The following is a 20,299-nucleotide window of genomic DNA, read 5'->3' on the forward strand; positions in this document are numbered from 1 at the left end:
TAGAAATATTAAGGTAGGTGAGTGCTTAATGCCTTCTGTAAAAGTACGTGATAATGAGCCGTTTGACGTAGCGCTGCGTCGTTTCAAGCGTTCCTGCGAAAAAGCCGGCATTCTGTCCGAGGTTCGCCGTCGCGAGCACTACGAGAAGCCGACTGCAGAGCGCAAGCGCAAGGCAGCCGCTGCGGTGAAGCGTCACGCCAAGAAGCTCCAGCGTGAGCGGAAGCGTTTCGAAAGGCTCTATTGATCCGTACGATGGGGTAGTCGACGCGCTCTGCATCGGCTGTCCGGAAGGATGACCAAGCGGCCGCCGGCGGGTGGCCGTTTGTTTTTCCGCTGAGCCCGCCAAGCCCCTCATCCGCCTGTCCAGTCTGGAGGAGGCGATACCTGCATGGCCGGTCAGATACCGCAGCGTTTCATTGATGACCTGTTGGCTCGCGTCGACGTTGTCGAGCTGGTGGGCGAGCGGGTGCAGTTGAAGAAGGCCGGGCGCAATCATGCCGGGCTCTGCCCGTTTCATCAGGAAAAGACACCGTCGTTTACCGTCAGTGCCGACAAGCAGTTCTACCACTGCTTCGGCTGTGGCGCGCACGGCAACGCCCTGCGTTTTCTGATGGAGTATGACAACCTGCCCTTCCCCGAGGCGGTCGAGCAGTTGGCTTCGCGGCTCGGCCTGGAAGTCCCGCGTGAAGGGGCTGACGACCCTCGTGCCCAGGCGCGTGAGCGCAAGCGCAAGGAAGGGGTCAACCTGCTTGAGCTTTCGGCAAGCTTTTTTCGGGAGCGCTTGAAGATGCCGGAGGGGCAGGCGGCTCGCCATTATCTGGCCGAGCGCGGCCTTTCGCCCGAGATCCAGGCGGCGTTCGGAATCGGCTATGCGCCGGACGAGTGGGAGTCGCTCAAGCGACACTTGTCGGTGCGGGAGATTCCCGAGACCGTTCAGGTCGAGTATGGACTGCTGGTTCACCGCGAGGAGAGTGGACGTACCTACGACCGCTTCCGTGATCGGGTGATGTTCCCGATTCGCGACGTTCGGGGGAGAACCATCGCCTTTGGCGGGCGTGTGCTGGGCGATGCCAAGCCCAAGTATCTCAACTCGCCCGAAACGCCGGTTTTTCACAAGGGGCGGGAGCTCTACGGGCTATTCGAGGCGCGTCAGGCCAATACCCGCCTGGAGCGGTTGGTGATCGTCGAAGGCTACATGGATGTGGTGGCCCTGGCACAGTTCGGGATTCGCAATGCCGTGGCCACGCTGGGTACTTCCACTAGCGAGGATCACCTGTCGCGGCTGTTTCGCATGGTCGACGAGGTGGTGTTCTGCTTCGACGGCGACCGGGCTGGCCGGCAGGCGGCCAGCAGGGCGCTGGAAGTCGTTCTGCCGCTGATGATCGACGGTCGGCAGGCCCGGTTTCTGTTCCTGCCCGAAGGGGACGATCCGGATACCCTGGTGCGACGAGAAGGTGCCGAGGCCTTCGTTGATCGAATCACCTGCGCCAGCCCGCTGTCGGAATTTCTCTTCGATCTGGCGGCCAGGGGGCGTGACCTGGCGCGTATCGAAGACCGCGAGCGCTATGCCAGTCAGGTACTGGCGGCCACGGGAAAACTGCCCGATGGGTTGTTGAAATCTATGATGCTCAATGAGCTTTCGCGACGCACCGGTGTCGAACGATCACGCTTCGAAGCACTTATGTCGCGATCCGACATTGGTGTGGGGGCGCCCGTTGAGGTCGAAGCGACTTCTGCGCCGCTCCAGCCTTCGTCAGTCACGGGAGCCGGGGCCGGGCCACAGCACGACCGCATGCCCCTGGGACTGGTGGCGCGAATACTTCAGTTGTTGCTGCATGAGCCGATATTGGTAGAGCGGCTGCCCGAGACGGAGGACTGGTATCCCGAGGGGGATCCGGATGTCCCGCTCTGCCGGGAGGTGGTGCGCCTCTTGCGGGCCGGGCGCTATCGCAGCGGACAGGTGCTGCTCGCGCATTTTCATGGCAGCGATCAGGGCCAGCGTCTCGCGGTGCTGGTGAGGCGTGAAATGCTTATCCCGCGTGCCGCCAGGGCGCAGGAACTCGATGGCCTGGTCGAGCATTTTCGTCGGCATCAGAGGCGCCCTTCGTGCCAGGAGCGAGTCGATGCACTGCTGGCAAAGCAGCGCTCGGGCGAACGGCTTTCGCCCGAGGAGCGACAGCGACTCATGACGCTGCTAGCCGAGCTGGGAAGCTGACAGCCAGCCTGGGGTCGAGCAGTGGCGCGCGGTGATGAAAAGCATGGGAAGAGGCAGGGGTAGGCGTCACGGATGACGAATGATATTGGCGGTGGGGTTGAATTCTTTTCTACCATCACCACATAGGGTGCATGGATTCGCCCCCGCCACAGCACAACCGGACAAATTAACACACCTGAGTGAACGAGCAAATGGGTCGAACTGGCGGTAAGGGGTGATTAGCCGCTATACTGTTCGGCTTCATGAGTTTTCTCCACCCAGCGCTTCAGGTGCTTCATTCTTCTTCGTCGAGATAGGGTTTCTATGGCTGGAAATGCGCAGCAGCAGTCACGTCTGAAGGAGTTGATCGCGCGCGGCAAGGAACAGGGCTACCTGACCTATGCCGAGGTCAACGACCACCTTCCCGAAGATATCGCCGACCCGGATCAGGTGGAAGATATCATCGGTATGATCAATGACATGGGCATCAGTGTCGTCGAGGAAGCCCCCGATGAAGATACCCTGATGATGTCTGATCACTCCACCGACGAGTCGGCCGCCGAAGAGGCAGTGGCAGCGCTGGCCGCGGTGGAAAGCGACGTAGGGCGGACCACCGACCCGGTGCGCATGTACATGCGCGAAATGGGGACCGTGGAACTGCTGACCCGTGAAGGCGAGATCGAGATCGCCAAGCGCATCGAGGAGGGCACTCGGGAGGTCATGTCGGCCCTGGCATGGTTGCCCGGTGCCGTGGAGTCGATTCTCGACGCCTACGATGCGACCCAGGACGAAGAGGCGCCCGGTCGGCTTTCGGATCTGTTCTCCGGCTTCATTGACCCCGACGAGGGTATCCCAGGCGTTGCCGAGGCCGAGGTGCCCGAGGAGGAGCCGCGGGACGAAGAGGCGAGTGAGGACGACGACGAGGATGAGGAGGCCGAGGAAGAGACCACCGGTGGCCCCGATCCCGAGGAAGCCAAGGCGCGTTTCGAGCAGATTCGCCAGCAGAACGAGCTGGTGCGTGCCGCCATCGAGGCGCACGGCCGCCACTCTCCTGAAGCCCGGGTCGAAATGAATCGGCTGGCCGAGCTGTTTTCACCGATCAAGCTGGTGCCGAAGCACTTCGAGCGCCTGGTCAATCAGGTGCGGATCAGCGTCGAGCAGGTGAGGGCCCAGGAAAAGGCGGTCATGCAGCTGTTCGTCAAGAAGGCGAGGATACCACGCAAGACGTTCATCAAGGCCTTTCCGGGCAACGAGTCGCGCCAGAGCTGGCTCGATGACTTCATCGGTAACCATGGCAAGTATGCCGACCGCCTCGAGGCCATGCGCGGCGACATTCAGCGCTCGCAGCGCCGAATCGCCTTCGAGGAGGACATGGTCCAGCTTGCGGTGCCCGAGCTAAAGGAGATCAATCGCCGGCTCTCCATCGGCGAGGCCAAGGCGCGCCGGGCGAAGAAGGAGATGGTCGAGGCCAACCTGCGCCTGGTCATCTCGATCGCCAAGAAGTACACCAACCGCGGGCTGCAGTTCCTGGACCTGATCCAGGAGGGCAACATCGGCCTGATGAAGGCGGTGGACAAGTTCGAATACCGTCGCGGCTACAAGTTTTCCACCTACGCCACCTGGTGGATTCGCCAGGCGATCACTCGCTCCATCGCCGATCAGGCGCGCACCATCCGTATCCCGGTGCACATGATCGAGACCATCAACAAGCTCAACCGTGTGTCGCGGCAGATGCTTCAGGAGATGGGGCGCGAGCCCACCCCCGAGGAGCTCGGCGAGCGTCTCGAGATGCCCGAGGACAAGGTGCGCAAGGTGCTCAAGATCGCCAAGGAGCCTATCTCCATGGAGACGCCCATCGGTGACGACGACGACTCGCACCTCGGCGACTTCATCGAGGACGGCACCATGCTGCTGCCGGTCGACCTGGCCACCGGCGAGGGGTTGATCGAAGCCACTCGCAACGTCCTGGGTGGTCTCACCGCCCGCGAGGCCAAGGTGCTGCGCATGCGTTTCGGTATCGACATGAACACCGACCATACCCTCGAGGAAGTCGGCAAACAGTTCGATGTCACCCGTGAGCGGATCCGCCAGATCGAGGCCAAGGCATTGCGCAAGCTGCGTCACCCGAGCCGCTCGGAGCCCCTGCGTTCGTTCCTCGACGAGTAGCGCTACCGCGGTTCATTAAGGAAAACGCCTGCAGGCTGATCAAGCTGCAGGCGTTTTTTGTTGGTGTATGCCCGCGCTGATCGGGTGCAGTCGCTCATGCCGGCGGCTTGTCGCGCCCCGCTTCCTCAACGATCCAGTCGTGTACCGCCGCCACGCGGCGATCGTCCAGGGCACCGCTGGTGTGCACGATACCGTAGCGCTTGCCGGTAGGGATGCGCTGGGGGAAAGGCGCGATCAGTGCCCCTGTGCTGAGTTCGTTGGTGAGCAGTGCCTGGCGGGCGATGGCGACACCCATGCCGGCAACCGCCGCCTCCATGGTCAGGCGGTGCCGATTGAAGGTATAGCCGCGGCGGGCATTGAGCGGTGGCGCTTCCACCGCCTCAAGGTAGTGCTCCCATTCGGCGTAGGGGTGCCCGCCACGCCAGGCGGTGACGTCGTGCAGCAGCGGGTACCAGGCCAGTTCCTCGGGGCGCGACAGGGATGGCCGGTGGCGCAACAGGGCCGGGGCGCAGACCGGAAAGATCACTTCCTCCATCAGCGGCGTGATGGCCAGGCCAGGGTAGTGGCCATCATTGAGGTCGATGGCCAGGTCGAACTCGCCCTCTCGAAGCGACAGGCTGCTGTCCTCGGCAATGATCTGCAGCTCGATATCGGGAAAGCGCGCCTGCAGGCGGGGCAGGCGTGGCATCAGCCATTTGCTGAGGAAGGCGGGTACGCTGCGTACCCGGATGATGCCGCTCATCACCCCGCTACGCAGGCGTTTCACTTCGAGGCCGACCGACTGGTAGGCCTCTTCCACCACATCGGCCAGGCGGCGTCCCTCCTCGGTCAGCTCCAGGCGACGCGGCAGGCGGCGGAACAGCTTGAAGCCCAGGCGCTCTTCCAGCTGCTTGATCTGCTGGCTGACGGCCCCGGTGGTCACGTGCAGCTCTTCTGCCGCACGTGTGAAGGAGAGGTGGCGCGCGCTGATGGCAAACACCTTGAGCCAGGCGTGAGTCTGGGCGTGGAGTAGGCGGCTCATGCTTTAGTCATTCTATACTCAGTAGGGAGATATTCTCGTTTGCCCGAGGGCGTTTTCAGCACCACCATAGAATTCAACACGGGTGGATAGCAATAGTGTTTAGTCAGGCTTATCCATACTTGGCCACACGGCAACAGATACGATCGGCCACCGCCGACCAGAAAAGGTGATCACATGGCAATCAGCGTCTTCGACCTGTTCAAGATCGGTATCGGTCCCTCCAGCTCCCATACCGTTGGTCCGATGCGCGCTGCCTACGACTTCGTTCAGGCGCTGCGCGAGCAGGATATGCTGGAGCGTGTCGCTCGCATCGAGGTGCGGCTGTTCGGTTCGCTATGCGCCACCGGCAAGGGGCATGGCACCGACAGGGCGATCATCATGGGCCTGATGGGAGAGCGGCCCGACAGGATCGATCCCGCCATCGTTGCCCCCTGTCTCGAGGAGCTCTTCGAATCCAGCACGCTACATCTCGATGGTCGCTTGTCGATTCCCTTCCTCTGGGCTCGCGACATGCAGTGGCATGAGGAGTGCTTGCGCTACCACCCCAATGCCATGACCCTGATCGCCCACGGTCATAGCGATGAGCTGTGGAGCAACACCTACTACTCGGTGGGCGGTGGCTTCGTAGTCGATGAGGCCCAGGCTGCCCAGGGTGAACTGGATACCGACAACACGACGCTCCCCTACGACTTCAATTCCGCCGCCGAGCTCATGGCGCTGTGTCGCATGCATGACCTGCGCATCAGTGAGCTGATGTTGGAAAACGAAAAGGCCTGGCGCAGCGAGGCGGAAGTGCGCGCCGAACTCTGGAGCGTGTGGGAGGCGATGCAGGCCTGCGTCGAGACCGGCCTGAAGAACGAGGGGGTGCTGCCAGGCGGGCTGAACGTACGCCGTCGCGCAGCGACGCTGCATCGCCACCTGCTGGCGGCGGAAGATGACGACTGCGTAATCGCCTCGACATTCTCGGCCATGGACTGGGTCAATGTCTTTGCCCTGGCGGTCAACGAGGAGAATGCCGCCGGTGGGCGCATGGTGACCGCTCCCACCAACGGTGCGGCGGGCATCATTCCCGCGGTGCTTCACTACTATATGAAGTTCAAGGCCGGTGCCAGCGAGCGGGACGTGGTGGATTTTCTGCTCGCCGCCGGCGCCGTGGGTATGCTGTGCAAGAAGAACGCTTCAATCTCCGGTGCCGAGGTCGGCTGTCAGGGTGAGGTGGGTTCGGCCTGTGCCATGGCCGCTGCCGGTCTTGCCGAGGTCATGGGGGGGAGCGTGGCGCAGGTGGAAAACGCTGCCGAGATCGGTCTGGAGCACAACCTGGGGCTGACCTGCGATCCTGTCGGCGGCCTGGTGCAGGTACCCTGTATCGAGCGCAACGCCATCGCCTCGGTCAAGGCAATCAATGCTGCCCAGATGGCGCTGCGGGGGGATGGGGAGCACTTCATCTCGCTGGACAAGGTGATTCGAACCATGCGCGATACCGGCCGGGACATGCAGGAAAAGTACAAGGAGACGTCCCGCGGTGGGCTGGCAGTCAACGCCATTGAGTGCTGAACGGCAAAGACGCTTTTGTATCAACCGACTATGCTGAATCCACGCGATGCCCTTGCCGGCATCGCGTTTTTGTTCGCAAGCTATTGAAGTCTTGGATCTCTACGCCATTGGTCGAGTTCGACGTTTCAGGAGTTGCCCTGCGGGAGTCTCTCCTCTAGCTTACGTTAACGTAAAGGTTAGAAAGTCCCCGGCTGATACATCACAGCCACTGCTTTCATGACAAAGACAACAAATCAGCACGTATCGCCAGCGGCGATCCAGAGAGGACGTCACATGACCCAGGAGTTCATACTTGAGACTCGCGGGTTGACCAAGCAGTTTCGCGGTTTCACCGCCGTGGACGATGTCAACCTGCAGGTTCGGGAAGGACACATCCATGCCTTGATCGGGCCCAATGGCGCCGGCAAGACGACCGTCTTCAACCTCCTCACCAAATTCCTGCCGCCAACCCACGGTGAGATTCTCTATCGCGACAAGTCGATCACGAAGATGAAGGCCAACGAGATTGCCCGGTTGGGCCTCGTCCGCTCCTTCCAGATATCGGCCGTGTTCGCGCATATGACCGCGCTGGAGAACGTTCGAGTTGCCCTGCAGCGGCCGATCGGTACCTCCTTCCACTTCTGGAAGTCCGAACGCACCCTCGACCATCTCAATGATCGTGCCATGGACTTGCTTGACCAGGTGGGCCTTGCTGAATATGCCGATGTGCTCACTGTGGAGATGCCCTATGGGCGCAAGCGGGCGCTTGAAGTGGCGACCACGCTGGCCATGGAGCCGACTCTGATGCTGCTCGACGAGCCCACCCAGGGCATGGGGGCAGAGGATGTCGACCGCATTGTCGAACTGATTCGACAGGTGGCGAAGGGCCGAACCGTTCTGATGGTGGAACACAATCTCAGTGTGGTGAGCCGGCTCTGTGATCGGATCACCGTTCTGGCCCGCGGGGCGGTCCTGGCCGAAGGTGACTATAAGACGGTCTCAGCCAATCCGCTGGTCAAGGAAGCCTATATGGGCACCGAAGTAGAGGAAGAGGAGGCCAGCGCATGAACCAGCTAGCCGAGCAGCCCGCCGCCACCAAGCACCGGGAACATGCCGATGCAGAGATGCTGCGGGTCAGTGACCTGCATGCCTTCTACGGTGAATCTCACATTCTTCATGGCGTCAATTTCGACGTGAAGCGCGGTGAGCTGGTGACCCTTCTCGGGCGCAACGGTGCCGGGCGCAGTACCACGCTCAAGGCCATCATGAACATGGTCGGTCGGCGCACCGGCTCGATCATGATCAACGGTAACGAGACCCTCGACATGAAGCCGCACCGCATACCTCGGCTGGGGGTGGGCTACTGTCCGGAAGAGCGTGGCATCTTTGCCAGTCTCGACGTCGAGGAGAACCTGCTGTTGCCGCCCACGGTTCGCTCCGGAGGCATGAGTCTCGATGAGATCTACGAGATGTTTCCCAACCTCTACGAGCGCCGCCGCAGCCAGGGCACCCGCCTTTCCGGCGGTGAGCAGCAGATGCTGGCCATGGCGCGTATCTTGCGCACCGGCGCCCGCATGCTGCTTCTCGATGAAATCACTGAAGGCCTGGCGCCAGTCATCGTGCAGACGCTGGGTGAGGTGTTGGTCAAGCTCAGGGACAGGGGCATGACCATTGTGCTGGTGGAGCAGAATTTCCGCTTCGCTGCACCGCTTGCCGATCGCCACTACGTGATGGAGCACGGGCGCATCATCGAGGAGATCTCGGCGGCCGAACTGCCTTCGAAGCGTGATCACCTCCACTCCCTGCTGGGGGTCTGAGCTCCGCGCTCAACCAACAGCTGGCTAAAACTATAATTTGCAACTTGCGTAACCTAAAACCGAAGAAGCGACGCCTGCATCTGCAGCGTTCGCTACAACAACAAGCAGTCCCCATGGGACTACGGAGACGTAAATGACCTTCATCAAGAAGACCCTCGCCAGCAGCATCGCCATTGCCGCCGCCGCCGCACTGGCAGCAACCACCGCCCAGGCGGAAATCAGCGATGGTGAAGTCCGCATCGGTTACCTGGCCGACATGTCCGGCACCTATCGCGACCTGGCCGGGCCGGGCGGCCTGGAAGCCCTGCGCATGGCTATTGAGGATTTCGGTGGCAGCGTCAACGGCGCCCCGATTCAGGTCTTCAGCGCCGATGACCGCAACAGTGCCGACGTCGGTGCCAATACCGTTCGCGAATGGGTCGATACCCGTAACGTCGACATGGTAGCCGGGATGGTCGCCTCATCGGTCACCATTGCGGTAACCAATGTGCTCAAGGAGAACGACAAGCTCGGCATCATTTCGGGATCGGCAGCGTCCAGCATCACTAACGAGCACTGTTCTCCCAACCATATCCACTGGGTCTATGACACCTATCCGCTGGCCAACGGTACTGCCAAGGCCATCGTCGATCAGGGTGGTGACACATGGTTCATGCTGACCGCCGACTATGCCTTCGGCCACGCCCTGGAAGGCGATGTGACCCGCGTCGTCGAAGAGAGCGGCGGTGAAGTGGTTGGTGGCGTGCGTCATCCCTTCCCGACCGATGACTTCTCCTCCTATATCCTTCAGGCCCAGGGTTCCGGCGCCAAGATCATCGGCCTGGCCAACGCCGGGGCAGACACCGTCAACGCCATCAGTACTGCCTCCCAGTTCGGTGTCGTGGAAGCAGGTCAACAGCTCGCCGGCCTGCTGGTCTTCCTGAATGACGTCCATGCCATGGGCCTCGAGACCACCCAGGGACTGCTGCTGACCACCGGCTGGTACTGGGACATGGATGAGGAGGCGCGTGAGTGGTCCGAGCGCTACTACGAGCGCATGAACCGCATGCCGACCATGGTCCAGGCGGGCATCTACTCCAGCACCATGCACTACCTGCAGGCGGTTGAGGCAACCGGAACCGACGATACCGCTACCGTACGCGAGTACATGATGGAGCAGCCGATCAACGACTTCTTCGCCCGCAACGGCCGGCTGCGTGAGGATGGCCGTATGATCCACGACATGTATCTGGCAGAGGTGAAGTCGCCGGAGGCCTCTACCGGTGAGTGGGACCTCTACGAGATCCTTGCCACCATTCCTGCCGAAGAAGCCTACCGTCCGCTGTCCGAAAGCCAGTGTGATCTGGTCCAGAACTGAACGTTGCAAGACATGGCGGCGGCCCCAGGCCGCCGCCCCTCTGACGGCGAGGAGAACCTAACATGACGATGATATTCGGGGTGCCGTTGGCGGTGTTCATGGGCCAGCTGCTGCTGGGCCTGATCAACGGTGCCTTCTATGCCCTGCTGAGCCTGGGCCTGGCGGTGATCTTCGGCCTGCTGAAGATCGTCAATTTCGCCCACGGGGCGATGTACATGCTGGGTGCCTTCGCCACCCTGCTGGGCATGCGCTACCTGGGCATCAATTACTGGGCGGCGCTGCTGCTGGCACCGCTGGTGGTAGGGCTGCTCGGGATGGTGATCGAGCGTCTGCTGCTGCGGCGAATCGGCCATCTGGACCATCTCTATGGCCTGCTGCTCACCTTCGGCCTGGCTCTGATCTTCGAGGGTACGCTGGTCAATTTCTTCGGCGTATCGGGCGCACGCTATCCTACCCCGGAAGCCTTGCAGGGTGGCTATCAGCTGGGCTTCATGTTCCTGCCCGTCTACCGTGCCTGGGTGCTGCTGGCGGCACTGGTCGTCTGCCTGGGTACCTGGTTCATCATCGAACGCACGCGGCTCGGTGCCTACCTGCGGGCCGGAACCGAAAATCCGGCGCTGATGCAGTCGTTTGGCGTCAACGTACCGCTGCTGATCACTCTCACCTATGGTTTCGGCGTGGCACTGGCCGCCTTTGCCGGCGTGCTGGCGGCACCGCTCTATCCAGTGTCTCCCACCATGGGCTCCAATTTGCTGATCGTGGTCTTTGCCGTGGTGGTCATCGGCGGCATGGGCTCGATACTGGGTGCCATACTGACGGGCCTGGGCATGGGCCTGATCGAGGGCCTGACCAAGGTGTACTATCCCGAGGCAGCCAACACCGTGATCTTCCTGGTCATGATCCTGGTGTTGATGCTCAGACCCGCCGGACTCTTCGGCAAGGAGGCATGACATCATGGCCACGACTCAAACCCTGACTCCCGTCATGGAGCGTCAGCGTCGAGCCAACATGCGACGCAATGCCTTCTACCTGTTGTTGATCGTGGTGGGGCTGCTGGCACCCTTCGTTGCCTATCCGGTCTTCCTCATGAAGGTGCTGACCTTCGCGCTGTTCGCCTGCGCCTTCAACCTGCTGCTCGGCTACGCCGGCCTGCTTTCCTTCGGCCATGCCGCTTTCCTGGCTACCGGCGGGTATGTCACCGGCTACCTGCTCTCGAGCTATCCCGGGCTGACACCGGAGCTGGGCATTCTTGTCGGCACCGGGGCTGCGGTACTGCTGGGCATCGCCTTTGGTGCGCTGGCTATCCGTCGCCAGGGCATCTACTTCGCCATGGTGACACTGGCGCTGGCGCAGCTGATGTTCTTCTTCTACATCCAGGCGCCGTTCACCGGCGGCGAGGATGGCCTGCACGGCGTGCCGCGGGGTAACCTTTTCGGCTTGATCAGCCTGCGCAGCAACCTGGCGATGTACTATTTCGTCTTCGCGATCTTCCTGATTGGCTTCGCCATCGTGCAACGTGCCGTGCATTCGCCCTTCGGGCAGGTGCTCAAGGCGATTCGCGAGAACGAGCCGCGTGCGGTGTCGCTGGGTTACAACGTCGATGCCTACAAGCTGCTGGCGTTCGTCATCTCCGCAGGCCTTGCCGGTCTGGCCGGTTCCACCAAGACCATCGTCTTTCAGTTGGCCTCGCTGACCGATGCCCACTGGCATATGTCGGGAGAAGTCATCCTGATGACGCTGCTCGGCGGCGTGGGCACACTGTTCGGGCCGGTGGTCGGTGCCGGCCTGGTGGTAAGCCTGCAGCACATGCTGGCGCAGTCGCCGCTGGGTAACTGGATCAACGTTATCCTGGGTCTGATCTTCGTCATCTGCGTGCTCAGCTTCCGTAGCGGTATCGTCGGTGAGATTACCAAGCTGTATCGCAAGAACTTCAAGTAGTGCAGCGAGATGGGACTTGTCATGCCATCGGGCGCCTCAAGGGGCGCCCGATGGCATTTTAGAGCGCAATATGCACCGTCCGTCAGAGGACACCTTTGGCCTTGGCTGTATGAATGGCAATGGCATCCATGAGGGGCGGTGAGAGGCAGTCGTAGGGTGGCAGGCCCAGGTCTGCGAGACGGGCGCGCACGTCGCTCATCTTCTCCGGGTCGGCGCCCGACTCGATGATGGACGAGACGAAGGCCGCAAACTCCGGGGCCGCCCAGCCCGAGTCATCGGAGAGTTCGGTGTGAATGAAGTCCAGTCCGTGGAAGGGGTGGCCGGTGTTCTCGATGCGGCCGTACATGTGTACGCCACAGCCCCTGCAGGCATGGCGCTGGATAGCGGCGGAGGAATCGACCACGTCGAGCTTTTCCTCATGGGCGGTGACACTGACGCTGTCGCGGGGTACCACGGCCACCATCGAGAAGGTGGCGCCGGTAGGTTTCCAGCACTTGGTACAGCCGCAGACGTGGTTGTGGGCGCACTGCGCCTTGACGGCGACTTCGACCCTGTCGCTGTCGCAGTGACAGTGCAAGGTGCCGCCGGCGAAGGCGTCACTGCCGGCTCTGACGCCGTTGTCCACGGCGGGATGGATGGTCGGGTTCATGGTCGTTGTTTCCTGGGTAGCGGCTGCTGAGGTGGAGGCCGGTGCGGCGTTCGCTGACCGGCCGTGGCTTGGTTGCTGTGCCGTGGAGGCGTGAAGTCTTGCGGGGGGTGCCGCTCCCTGCCCTCCAAACCAGCGCTTCAGAGTGTCCATCAGGCTCATTGGCATGCACTCCCTTCCTGTTCTTGTCGTCATGGCATTGGTCCGGGCGCGTGTTGCATGCGTGGCCCCGGGCGTCTGATATTTGCGTGGCCGGCCCCAGACGCGTGTTATTCGCGTGGCTCTGGACGCGTGTTAATAGCGAAGCACCGTACGAATGCTCTTGCCCGCATGCAGCAGATCGAAGGCCTCGTTGATCTGCTCGAACGGCAAGTCGTGGGTGATGAACTCGTCGATCTTGATCTCGCCGTCCATGTAGCGCTGCACGTAGCCCGGCAGTTCGCTGCGCCCCTTCACCCCACCGAAGGCCGAACCGCGCCATACCCGTCCCGTCACCAGCTGGAACGGCCGCGTCGAGATCTCCTCGCCGGCCCCGGCCACGCCGATGATCACCGACTCGCCCCAGCCCTTGTGACAGCACTCCAGCGCCTGGCGCATCACGTTGACGTTGCCGATGCACTCGAAGGAGTAATCGACTCCGCCGTCGGTCAGGTCGACGATCACCTGCTGGATCGGATCGCTGTGCTCCTTGGGATTGACGAAGTCGGTGGCACCGAACTGGCGCGCCAGCTCGAACTTGTCCGGGTTGACGTCGATGGCGATGATGCGGCTGGCCTTGGCCATCTGCGCCCCCTGGATCACCGCCAGACCGATGGCACCGAGGCCGAACACGGCAACGGTGGAGCCCGGCTCCACCTTGGCGGTGTTGAGCACCGCGCCGATGCCGGTGGTCACGCCGCAGCCGAGCAGGCAGATCTTGTCCAGCGGCGCCTCCTGGGACACCTTGGCCAGCGACACCTCGGGCAGCACGGTGTACTCGCTGAAGGTGGAGCAGCCCATGTAGTGGTGCAGCATCTTGCCATCCAGCGAGAAGCGCGAGGTGCCGTCGGGCATCAGCCCCTGGCCCTGGGTGGCGCGCACCGCCTGGCACAGGTTGGTCTTGCCGGAAAGGCAGAACTTGCACTTGCCGCACTCGGCGGTATAGAGGGGAATGACATGATCGCCGGGCTTGAGGCTGGTGACGCCGGGGCCGACTTCCTCGACGACCCCGGCACCCTCATGGCCCAGCACCGAGGGGAAGAGGCCTTCGGGGTCGGCGCCGGAGAGGGTGAAGGCGTCGGTATGGCAGACGCTGGTGGCAGCGATACGCACCAGTACCTCGCCGGCCTTGGGTCCCTCGACGTCGATCTCGACCAGCTCCAGCGGCTTGCCGGCGGCTATGGCGATGGCAGCGCGTGATTTCATAAGGATTCCTCCCGCCTTGTTGTTCTTGTCGGGTTGTCATTGCATGCCGAGCGTATGGGCAGGGTCAGACGGTGCTGATGACAGTCTAGGTGAGCCCCGGTGACATGATTGTGTTGCAGAGGCATAAGTGCGTTGCACACCGGCAACATTGCATGGCAGGGGCCGGGGGACCCTACCGGGGGGAGTGAAGCCACCAGCGGCGCGGGAGGCCGGCCAGGACCAGCGCGTCGGCGAGGGCGGCGAGATCGCTGGCTGCGAGCGAAGCCAGCACCGACTGTTCCTCCTCCCAGGGTGGCGGTCGCCAGAAAGCGTTTCCCGAATCAATGCCTTCCGCCGCCCGCTGGCGAAGCGCGTGCCAGGTACGCTGGATGCCTTCAAGGCGGCTTTCGGGCCTTCTCTGACTGGCGGCCAGACGGACGAGCCGCTGACGGAACTCGGTGGTTTCCAGGCAAGCGAGCGATACCCCCTGTTCCTGGAGGAAGTCCTCAATGGCCAGGCGAACGGTTTCCACCGAAGCGTGGGGAGACTGCACCACGTAGCCGAGCCGCGGCCCGCCGGCGGCCTCGCGGTAGCGTACCGCGGCCACATAGCCGAATCCGTGACGCTGTCTCATCGCATGCTGGAAGGCGGCGTCATGGCACTGCGCCATCAACTGCAGCAGGAAACGGCTGCGTGGGGTGTCGTCATGGCCGGCGACTTCCAGCATCGCTGCCTGGTCCGCGCCCTGGGGCGTGAGCCAGACGGTTTTCCATTCGCCTGTCTCGGGCGGGGTGGCGTGCGGTGGTGGCGTATTCGGCAGCAGGTCGGCGAAACGGTGGGCGTGCTGTCTTGCCGTTTCGGCATCGAGGCTCCCCCCGGCCCAGCACAGCAGGGTAGGCACAGGTTCGGCGATACCGGTGCGAGGCGCAGGGCGGGGAATGCGGGGGGCGGGGCATGATTCCAGTTCGCACAGCAGACGCTGGGCGATCAGCCCCTCCGCTGGCTGGACCGCTCCCGGTGGGGCGTCTCGCCGGGCCGCCAGCCAGTACTTCGCGGCCTGCTCCACGAGGGAGGGGAGCCGGCCGGGTTCGCCCGAAGCCAGCAGCCAGTCTCCCCGAAGGTCGCTGCCGGTCAGCAGGGTCAGGCCATGCGCCTCGGCGGCCTGGCGCAGTGGCAGGCAGTGGCGTTGCCATTGGGCGAGTCGGGCCCGGTGCCCTGTGGACTCCGTGGGCCAGCCCAGGCACCAGCTTGCTTCGGGCTCCTCACTGTCCGGCCATGGCAGCGGGCCCCACCAGAGAGCGAGACGCTTGTCATGGTGCAAACGTCCCGCCACGTCGGTATCCGAGCCAGCCTCAGGCGGGGGCTCGAACGCGATCCGGGGCGCGGGGGACGGGGGTAGGGCGGATACCTGGGTAGTATCTGGCGAAGACAGCATCCGATAGTGCGTGCCCGTCTCCTCGAGGATTTCCCAGGCAGGGTCCGAAAGGCTTTCCTGCGACGGGCAGTGCCAGAGCCATCGGCACTGTCCGGGCGTCAACCAGGCGGCGAGGGCGGTGCGGGAGGCCATGGCATCAACCGCCTCGTGGTGCCTTGCTTGCGAGACAACTCGCTGTGCCTGGCGCCTGGGCCAGGCGTCGAGATCGCCCGTGGCCCGGGGAGGGGGTGGCATGGGCTGTTGCAGTGCACGCTCCAGGCTCACATGGCAGGTGGCAAGCAGGGTCGAGAGAGGGGGGCTATCGCCGTGGCGAGGCTGCAACTCAGAGAAGCCGAGTCGAATGCCGAGGGCGTGCCCGGTTCCCGGTGTCGATAGCGAAACATCGAGTGTTTCGAGACCGAACGCCGATCGCAGGGTGGCGGCCAAGGCGCCATCGGCCAGTCGTGCCACCAGGGCGTCGAGCCACTCGGCATGCGCCCTGGCCAGGTTGCCGGGCAGCGGCCAGAACAGCTCCAGGGTCGCGGCGGGGGAGCCGACGATGGTTTCCGGCGGGCACCAGGCGATGCCACCCGGCTCACCCCAGCGACTGACCTGGGCCTCGCTCGCACCGGGGCTTGGCGAGGCGGCGGATGCACCCAGCTCATGGCCATGGTGCGTCAGCAGTTCAAGCTGGGCCTCGAGCGGCAGGGGGCCGAGCATTACCAGGGCCATGCGTGCGGGACGGTAGTGCCGCCGGTGGAAGTCCTGCAAGTGACTCACCAGTCGCTCGGGATCCTGTCCCAGCGTGTCGCGGTTGCCGGCATGGCAGGCCCGGGCCGGATGCCCGGGTCGACAGAGCCGCCCCAGGGCGGCCAGGCGATGCAGTGCAGGGTCGGCCAGCCGGGCGCGGTATTCGGCATCGAGCACGCCGACTTCGTGGGCGATACGTTCGGGCAGCAGCAGGGGACGACCCAGGAGGTCGACCAGGCGGGCAAGCCCTTCTTCGGCGGCCTCCGGTGGCAGGTGCAGGTGAATGTCGGTGGTGGCCTCGCCGGTAGAGGCGTTATAGCGACCGCCCAGGTGGCCGACCCACCGGCTGAGCTCGCTTACGCCGGGAAAGCCGCCAGACCCGAGAAAGAGCGCATGTTCGAGCAGGTGGGCCAGGCCACGATAGGCCATTGGCTCGTCCAGGTAGCCGGCGCCCACAGCGCCGACAAGCCGTAGTCGTCGGGCGTCGGGTACTTCCGCTGCCAGCACGTGCAGGCCGTTGGCCAGGCGCACGCTCTGCAGTCGGCTACCCGATGGCAACCCCTCGCGCCGTGCCGCATCGATTGTCTCGGTGGACGTCGATGCGCTCATGCCCGGCAGAAGATCCGCGACTCATGGACGTTGCGCAGCGTCAGCTCCTCCAGTGTGCGGCTGTCGTCGGCCGCTTCACGACGTGCCGCTTCGACCAGGTGATGATCCGGCGAGAGGTCGCAGACCGGATCGGTGGCCGCCGGGTCCCCGGTGAGCAGGTAGGCCTGGCAGCGGCAGCCGCCCACGTCCCGGTGACGCTCGTCGCAGCTGCGGCAGGGCTCCTTCATCCAGCCATCGCCGCGGTAGCGATTGAACGGTTCGCTGTCGTACCAGATCTCCTTCAGCGGCCGCTCGCGGACCGTAGGAAAGCGCATCGGCAGCATGCGGGCGCTGTGGCAGGGCAGCACCGCGCCGTCCGGCGCCACGGTCATGAAGATCGACCCCCACCCCCCCATGCAGGCCTTGGGGCGTTCGGCGTAATAGTCGGGTACCACGAACAGCAGGCGCATGTCGCGGCCCTGATTCGCCAGTTTCTCTCGCCAGCGTTGGGTGGTGGCCTCGGCGGCCTCAAGCTGGGCGAGGCTTGGCAGCAGCCCCGCACGGTTGAGGTGCGCCCAGCCGTAAAGCTGGCAGTTGGCGAGCTCCACGGCATCGGCCCCCAGGTCGTCGCACAGGGCAATGATGTCGTCGAGCTGGTCGATATTGTGGCGGTGGAGCACCACGTTGAGCACCATCGGGTAGCCGGCAGCCTTGACCGCCCGGGCCATGGCCAGCTTCTTCTCATGGGCCTTGCGCGACCCGGCCACCGCAGCGGCGACATCGGGGTCGGAGGCCTGCAGGCTGATCTGGATATGATCGAGACCGGCCTCGCGCAGGGCCAGGATGCGTGCTTCGTCGAGCCCCAGTGCAGAGGTGATCAGGTTGGTGTAGAAGCCGAGTCGACGGGCCTCGGCCACCAGTATCTCGAGATCCTGTCGCACCAGTGGCTCACCGCCGGAGAACCCCATCTGCACCGAACCCATGGCCCGGGCCTGGGTCAGTACATCGACCCATTCATCGGTGGTGAGTTCTTCCTTGGCGTTGGCGAAGTCCAGCGGGTTGGAGCAGTAGGCGCACTGCAGCGGGCAGCGATAGGTCAGCTCGGCGAGTAGCCACAGCGGAGCCCCGGTGTGACCGTTCAGCGGCTGGTTCGCGGCAGCGGTGTCGGTATGGTCAGTCATGGTGGATCCAGCCTTGTCGAGCTGCATCGAGCAGGAACTCATGCACGTCCTGCTCGACCTCCGTGGCGGGGGCATCGGGAAATGTCGCCTGCAGGGTTGCCACCACGGTATCCACGTCGCGCTGGCCGTCCAGCGTGGCGAGTATGGCACCGGCGCTGTCGTTGAGCTGCACCATGCCCTCGGGATAGAGCAGCACATGGCGACCCTGGGCTTCCTCCCACTGCAGGCGCCAGCCGGGACGCAGGCGATAAACGGAGCTTCCTTTCATGCCGGTGTCAGCGGTAGTGGTGGTCATGGTCATGTCAGCCCCCGGTGATAGACGCGTTTGTCGGTAACACTATGGTAGGGCGGCCTTCCTAGCTGGTAGGCCATGCTCATGGCATCGAGCATCGACCACAGCACGTCAAGCTTGAATTGCAGTATCTCCAGGGCGCGTTCCTGTGTCTGCCGGGTGGTGCAGACCGCCAGCGCCACCTCCAGGCCATGCTCCACGTCCCGCCGTGCCTCCGTCAGCCGCTTGCGGAAATAGCCGTAGCCCGCCTCGTCGATCCAGGGGTAGTGGGCCGGCCAGGTGGCCAGGCGGCTGCGGTGGGCTTCCGGGGCGAACAGCTCCGTCAGCGAGGAGATCGCCGCCTCGCGCCAGTCGGCCCGGCGCACGAAGTTGACGTAGGCATCCACGGCGAAGCGTACGCCTGGCAGCACGTGCTCCTGGGACCAGAGTTCGTCCCGGCTCAGGCCCACTGCTTCGCCCAGCGTCAGCCAGGCCTCGATGCCACCGCCATCTGCGTCATATCCATCATGGTCGAGCAGGCGCTGTATCCAGCGACGCCGGGTGGCGGCATCGGGGCAATTGGCCAGCAGGGCGGCATCTTTCTGAGGGATGTTGACCTGATAATAGAACCGGTTGGCTACCCAGCCGCGAATCTGCTCCGGCGTGGCGCGTCCTGCGGCCATGTCGACCTGATAGGGGTGGTGAATATGATAGTAGGCGCCCTTTTCCAGCAGGGCCTCGCGGAAAGCCTCCGACGACAGGGCGGGAGCATCGGTCTCGGCCGCCGAATCGGTGAAGGGCGAAGCGATCGATGTCATGGCGTTGCGTCCTTGTGTCGAATACGTTCTTGACCGTTATCTTGTGACGTCCGTCGTTCTTGCGGGTTCATATCTCCAGACGCATACCGTCGAAGGCGACCTCGATTCCGGCCTCGTCCAGCGAGGCTCGCTCGGGCGAACGCTCGTCGAGAATGGGGTTGGTATTGTTGATATGGATCAGCACCCGGCGGGTGGTTTGCGGCAGGGTGGACAGCTCGGACAACAGCCCCTGCTTCCCATCCAGCGCCAGGTGGCCCATGTCACGGCCGGTTGCCTGGCCGACCTCGGCGCGAATGAGCTCATCATCCTGCCACAGGGTGCCGTCGACCAGCACGCAGTCGGCACGCCCGAGAAAACCACGCACCCGGTCGTCCAGCTCACCGAGTCCTGGCGCGTAGAAGAGCTGCGTGCCGCGGCGTCGGTCCGTTATCAGCAGGCCGATATTGTCGCCCGGGGTCGGCGCGCCGCGGCGCGGCGAGTAGGGCGGGGCGTTACTGGTCAGGGCCACGGCCGTGAAGGTCAGCCCAGGGCAGTCGGGCACTTCGAACTCAGCTTCCAGGCGGTCGTCATCGATGCCGATGGGCCGCCAGTTCAGTCCTCCCTGCCAGTGTTCCAGCATGCGGAACAGGGGGAAGCCTTCGCTCAGGTCCTGATGCACGTTGGGCGTGCACCAGACATCGAAGGGACAGCCTTCGCGCAGCGACAGCAGGCCGGTGGCATGATCGATCTGTCCGTCCACCAGCAGGACGCCGGTGATGCCGGAGTCGCGAGGGACCTTCCTCGGGTGCAGCTCGGGGTTGTTGGAGAGCTGGGCACGAATATCCGGCGAGGCGTTGCACAGCAGCCAGCGTTCGCCATCGCTGCTGAGAGCGATCGACGACTGAGTGCGCGGCGTGGCCTCGACACTGCCATCTCGAACGCCACGGCACAGCCGACAGTTGCAGTTCCATTGGGGGAAGCCTCCGCCTGCTGCGGCGCCCAGTATCAGTACATGCATCTCGATCTCCTGCATCGCGCGACAATCATCGTGCAACAACCATGGCGCTACAACAAAAGGCCGATGCCCCACCGGGGAGCATCAGCCAGACAGGTCCTGCATCAATGGGGAATTCAACAATAGGGAGTTCAGCGGTTGGAGATATACAGCGTGACCTCGAAGCCCAGACGCAGGTCGGTATAAGTTGGCTTGGTCCACATAAACGATTCTCCATGGATTGGTGGG

The 20,299-nt window shown here is 63.6% G+C and carries 18 protein-coding genes; 9 read left to right on the forward strand and 9 right to left on the reverse strand.

Annotation, left to right across the window (positions count from 1 at the left end):
* The first annotated feature begins 28 nt into the window (after positions 1-28).
* The 3 genes from rpsU (at position 29) to rpoD (ending at position 4,360) form a co-directional block, all read left to right on the forward strand.
* Entirely contained in the window at positions 29-244 is a 216-nt protein-coding gene (gene rpsU, locus KZO25_RS06495; RefSeq protein WP_010629611.1) for a 30S ribosomal protein S21, read from the forward strand.
* A 144-nt stretch (positions 245-388) separates the two neighbouring features.
* Positions 389-2,215: a DNA primase gene (gene dnaG, locus KZO25_RS06500; protein WP_223136322.1), complete on the forward strand. Its 1,827-nt coding sequence runs from the start codon at positions 389-391 to the stop codon at positions 2,213-2,215.
* A gap of 303 nt (positions 2,216-2,518) precedes the next feature.
* On the forward strand, positions 2,519-4,360 hold the full coding sequence (gene rpoD, locus KZO25_RS06505; RefSeq protein ID WP_223136323.1) for an RNA polymerase sigma factor RpoD: 1,842 nt from the start codon (positions 2,519-2,521) through the stop codon (positions 4,358-4,360).
* 94 nt (positions 4,361-4,454) lie between these two features.
* On the opposite strand, the gene KZO25_RS06510 is transcribed toward rpoD, so the two are convergent.
* Positions 4,455-5,381, reverse strand: coding sequence for a LysR substrate-binding domain-containing protein (locus tag KZO25_RS06510; RefSeq protein ID WP_223136324.1), 927 nt, complete (start codon positions 5,379-5,381; stop codon positions 4,455-4,457).
* A 174-nt stretch (positions 5,382-5,555) separates the two neighbouring features.
* On the opposite strand from KZO25_RS06510, the gene KZO25_RS06515 reads away from it, so the two are divergent.
* From KZO25_RS06515 to KZO25_RS06540, 6 genes are all read left to right on the forward strand, one after another.
* Entirely contained in the window at positions 5,556-6,935 is a 1,380-nt protein-coding gene (locus KZO25_RS06515; protein WP_223136325.1) for an L-serine ammonia-lyase, read from the forward strand.
* A gap of 273 nt (positions 6,936-7,208) precedes the next feature.
* Positions 7,209-7,982 carry an ABC transporter ATP-binding protein gene (locus tag KZO25_RS06520; RefSeq protein WP_066448788.1) on the forward strand — a complete coding sequence of 258 codons (774 nt, stop codon included), beginning with the start codon at positions 7,209-7,211 and terminating at the stop codon, positions 7,980-7,982.
* Positions 7,979-8,731 carry an ABC transporter ATP-binding protein gene (locus tag KZO25_RS06525; protein WP_066448786.1) on the forward strand — a complete coding sequence of 251 codons (753 nt, stop codon included), beginning with the start codon at positions 7,979-7,981 and terminating at the stop codon, positions 8,729-8,731. The genes KZO25_RS06520 and KZO25_RS06525 overlap by 4 nt, the downstream gene beginning before the upstream one ends.
* Positions 8,732-8,864: 133 nt before the next feature.
* On the forward strand, positions 8,865-10,088 hold the full coding sequence (locus tag KZO25_RS06530) for an ABC transporter substrate-binding protein (protein ID WP_223136326.1): 1,224 nt from the start codon (positions 8,865-8,867) through the stop codon (positions 10,086-10,088).
* A 62-nt stretch (positions 10,089-10,150) separates the two neighbouring features.
* Positions 10,151-11,038: a branched-chain amino acid ABC transporter permease gene (locus KZO25_RS06535; RefSeq protein WP_223136327.1), complete on the forward strand. Its 888-nt coding sequence runs from the start codon at positions 10,151-10,153 to the stop codon at positions 11,036-11,038.
* Between the two features lie 4 nt (positions 11,039-11,042).
* Positions 11,043-12,026, forward strand: coding sequence for a branched-chain amino acid ABC transporter permease (locus tag KZO25_RS06540; protein WP_066448772.1), 984 nt, complete (start codon positions 11,043-11,045; stop codon positions 12,024-12,026).
* 82 nt (positions 12,027-12,108) lie between these two features.
* Here KZO25_RS06540 and gfa read toward each other — a convergent pair whose 3' ends face one another.
* The 8 genes from gfa to pqqA form a co-directional block, all read right to left on the reverse strand.
* Positions 12,109-12,675: an S-(hydroxymethyl)glutathione synthase gene (gfa, locus tag KZO25_RS06545; RefSeq protein WP_223136328.1), complete on the reverse strand. Its 567-nt coding sequence runs from the start codon at positions 12,673-12,675 to the stop codon at positions 12,109-12,111.
* Positions 12,676-12,966: 291 nt separating this feature from the next.
* Entirely contained in the window at positions 12,967-14,076 is a 1,110-nt protein-coding gene (locus KZO25_RS06550) for an S-(hydroxymethyl)glutathione dehydrogenase/class III alcohol dehydrogenase (RefSeq protein WP_223136329.1), read from the reverse strand.
* Positions 14,077-14,248: 172 nt separating this feature from the next.
* Entirely contained in the window at positions 14,249-16,828 is a 2,580-nt protein-coding gene (locus KZO25_RS06555) for an insulinase family protein (RefSeq protein ID WP_223136330.1), read from the reverse strand.
* Positions 16,825-17,988: a pyrroloquinoline quinone biosynthesis protein PqqE gene (gene pqqE / locus KZO25_RS06560; RefSeq protein WP_223136331.1), complete on the reverse strand. Its 1,164-nt coding sequence runs from the start codon at positions 17,986-17,988 to the stop codon at positions 16,825-16,827. Before pqqE ends, KZO25_RS06555 begins: the two co-directional genes overlap by 4 nt.
* Complete coding sequence (gene pqqD, locus KZO25_RS06565) at positions 17,981-18,289, reverse strand: pyrroloquinoline quinone biosynthesis peptide chaperone PqqD (protein ID WP_262488869.1); 309 nt, start codon at positions 18,287-18,289, stop codon at positions 17,981-17,983. The genes pqqE and pqqD overlap by 8 nt, the downstream gene beginning before the upstream one ends.
* Positions 18,286-19,077, reverse strand: coding sequence for a pyrroloquinoline-quinone synthase PqqC (gene pqqC / locus KZO25_RS06570; RefSeq protein ID WP_223136332.1), 792 nt, complete (start codon positions 19,075-19,077; stop codon positions 18,286-18,288). Before pqqC ends, pqqD begins: the two co-directional genes overlap by 4 nt.
* Positions 19,078-19,144: 67 nt before the next feature.
* Entirely contained in the window at positions 19,145-20,074 is a 930-nt protein-coding gene (gene pqqB, locus KZO25_RS06575) for a pyrroloquinoline quinone biosynthesis protein PqqB (protein ID WP_223136333.1), read from the reverse strand.
* Positions 20,075-20,202: 128 nt separating this feature from the next.
* The gene (gene pqqA / locus KZO25_RS06580; protein ID WP_140162547.1) at positions 20,203-20,274 is read right to left on the reverse strand and encodes a pyrroloquinoline quinone precursor peptide PqqA; all 72 of its coding nucleotides are present in this window, start codon (positions 20,272-20,274) and stop codon (positions 20,203-20,205) included.
* Between the last annotated feature and the right edge of the window lie 25 nt (positions 20,275-20,299).

The organism is Halomonas sp. ANAO-440 (assembly GCF_019915905.1).
Classification (GTDB): domain Bacteria; phylum Pseudomonadota; class Gammaproteobacteria; order Pseudomonadales; family Halomonadaceae; genus Halomonas; species Halomonas chromatireducens.